2 protein-coding genes and 1 pseudogene are annotated in these 2,580 nt (G+C 68.1%); 1 reads left to right on the top strand and 2 read right to left on the bottom strand.

Translation table 11 applies throughout. The features are described 5' to 3' along the window. Positions 1 to 440 (bottom strand): annotated as a pseudogene (locus tag PHQ87_RS15925) (sensor histidine kinase); the annotation flags it as partial. 134 nt (positions 441 to 574) lie between these two features. Here PHQ87_RS15925 and argH point away from each other — a divergent pair. Beyond that, positions 575 to 2,023: an argininosuccinate lyase gene (gene argH, locus PHQ87_RS15920; protein ID WP_300236567.1), complete on the top strand. Its 1,449-nt coding sequence runs from the start codon at positions 575 to 577 to the stop codon at positions 2,021 to 2,023. A 3-nt stretch (positions 2,024 to 2,026) separates the two neighbouring features. Here the strand turns inward: argH and PHQ87_RS15915 are convergent, their stop codons facing one another. Next, entirely contained in the window at positions 2,027 to 2,425 is a 399-nt protein-coding gene (locus PHQ87_RS15915) for a hypothetical protein (RefSeq protein WP_300236564.1), read from the bottom strand. Between the last annotated feature and the right edge of the window lie 155 nt (positions 2,426 to 2,580).

Below are 2,580 nucleotides of genomic sequence, written 5' to 3'. Positions count from 1 at the left end.
AGCAGCGCACCGCTGGCGGCGCTGGCCAGCCAGGGCGCCTCTGCAACCAGGCCCACCCAGGCCAGCATGGCACAGCCGTACAGGCCGGCCACGCCACCCAGGGCCATGGACAACGCCCACTGGACCCTGACCGGCAGACGGTCGAACACCCGCTTGAGCAGGCACACCAACAACAGCCACACCAGCAGACCCGGCAACGCGGCGCCGGTGAGCGTGGCCGCGTAGGCGGACCAGGTCCGCCAGCCCGAGGTTTCGAACAGCGACGCCACCATCACGATGATCTGCACGAACAGCACCGCGCGCAGCACCACACCGCTCTGGCAGGTGTCGAACACATAGGGATGCATGCGCGGCACGGCCTCGGGCCGGCCTGGCGCCGGCCTGGCGCCGCTACCCGGGTACAGTTCCGCGTAGCTCGATAAAATCCGGGAATCTTTCATTGAATCTGGCTGCTGGCGCCGGGCCCGGGTGCGGCCCTGCCGGCCGTCCTGCCCTCCACGCGTCGTTCGTCCGGCCCTGTCGCTGGCGACCGCCGATCCCGCTCCTGTACTCATCGTCCGTCGCTGGCAAGAACATGTCCACCAACCAACTCGACAAAAAATCCGAAGCCTGGTCCGCCCTATTCTCGGAGCCGATGAGCGAATTGGTCAAGCGCTACACGGCCAGCGTGTTCTTTGACCAGCGCCTGTGGCTGGCCGACATCACCGGCAGCCTGGCACACGCCGAGATGCTGGCCGCGCAAGGCATCATCGGCGCGCAGGACCTGGCCGATATCCAGCGCGGCATGGCCCAGATCCGCGCCGAGATCGAGGCCGGCGCCTTCGAGTGGAAGCTCGACCTGGAGGACGTGCACCTGAACATCGAGGCGCGCCTGACCCAGCTCGTGGGCGACGCCGGCAAGCGCCTGCACACCGGCCGCAGCCGCAACGACCAGGTCGCCACCGACGTGCGCCTGTGGCTGCGCGACGAAATCGACCTCATCGGCGGCCTGCTGACCGACCTGCAAAAGGCCCTGGTCGAGGTGGCCGAGCGCAACGTGGACGTGATCCTGCCGGGCTTCACCCACCTGCAGGTGGCCCAGCCCGTGAGCTTCGCGCACCACCTGCTGGCCTACGTGGAGATGTTTGCCCGCGACGCCGAGCGCTTCGCCGACGTGCGCCGGCGCACCAACCGCCTGCCCCTGGGCAGCGCCGCGCTGGCCGGCACCACCTACCCGCTGGACCGCGAGCGCGTGGCGCGCACGCTGGGCATGGTCGATGAGCAGGGCCGGCCGCAGGTGTGCCAGAACAGCCTGGACGGCGTGAGCGACCGCGACTTCGCGATCGAGTTCACCGCCGCGGCCTCGCTGTGCATGGTGCACATCAGCCGCTTCTCGGAAGAGCTGATCCTGTGGATGAGCCAGAACTTCGGCTTCGTGAAGATCGCCGACCGCTTCACCACCGGCTCGTCCATCATGCCGCAGAAGAAGAACCCCGACGTGCCCGAGCTGGCACGCGGCAAGACGGGGCGCGTGGTGGGCCACCTGATGGGCCTGATCACCCTGATGAAGGGTCAGCCCCTGGCCTACAACAAGGACAACCAGGAGGACAAGGAGCCGCTGTTCGACACGGTGGACACGCTCAAGGACACGCTGCGCATCTTCACCGAGATGGTCGGCGGCCAGCTGGACCCGGCCACGGGCCGCAAGGACGGCGGCATCACGGTCAACGCCGCGGCCATGGAAGCGGCCGCCAACAAGGGCTACGCCACGGCCACCGACCTGGCCGACTACCTGGTCAAGAAGGGGCTGCCCTTCCGCGACGCGCACGAAACCGTGGCCCACGCCGTCAAGGCGGCCACCAGCCACAACTGCGACCTGTCGGAGTTGCCGCTGTCGGTACTGCAGGGTTTTCACCCCGCCATCGACAAGGACGTGTACGAGGTGCTGAGCCTGCGCGGCAGCCTCAATGCCCGCAACACCCTGGGCGGCACCGCGCCGGCGCAGATTCGGGCGCAGATCGAGCGCCACCGCGCCCGACTGTAAGCCTCAGTCGCCGCCCGGCAGTGGCGGCGTGCACAGCAGCTCGGCCCGCAGGGGCCGGATGCGCTCCTCCTCGTAGTAGCCACCGTACTCCGTGTAGCGCAGGAAGACTCCGGCACAACGCGCACAGCGCCACAGCGCGCTGCGGGTGTAGGGATGCCAGCCCAGGGCGATGGGCGCATCGGGCGACCACAGGCCTGTGCCCTGCGGGTGGTACTCGTCCAGGCGGTCCCACTCGTCTTCGGTACCCAGAGGGCCCACGGACATGAGGTGCGAGGTGTTCATCGCGCCCGAGATCGACTCCCAGCCGGGTTTCTCCAGCGCGGCGCAATCAGCGCAGCGCGGTTGCTGGGCGGCCTGCGCCGCATGGGCACGCAGTTCGGTTTCGGTCAGGGGTGTGGGCATGGTTCAGCACTGGTGCATGGATGGGTCAGCGCATCGTATCAGCGAGCGATGTGGTGGCACCGCATGCCGATGGCTTGACGTCATGAACGGTGCCGCCCAGCTGCAGCCTGTCCAGACAGGCTGACGCGGTTTATTGAAAGACAAGCAACACCTTT

Origin of the sequence: Hydrogenophaga sp. (genome assembly GCF_028698005.1) — a bacterium.
Lineage (GTDB): Bacteria > Pseudomonadota > Gammaproteobacteria > Burkholderiales > Burkholderiaceae_C > Hydrogenophaga.
Note: the sequence above shows the minus strand (reverse complement) of the source record. Positions and strands in the feature narration are given on the sequence as shown.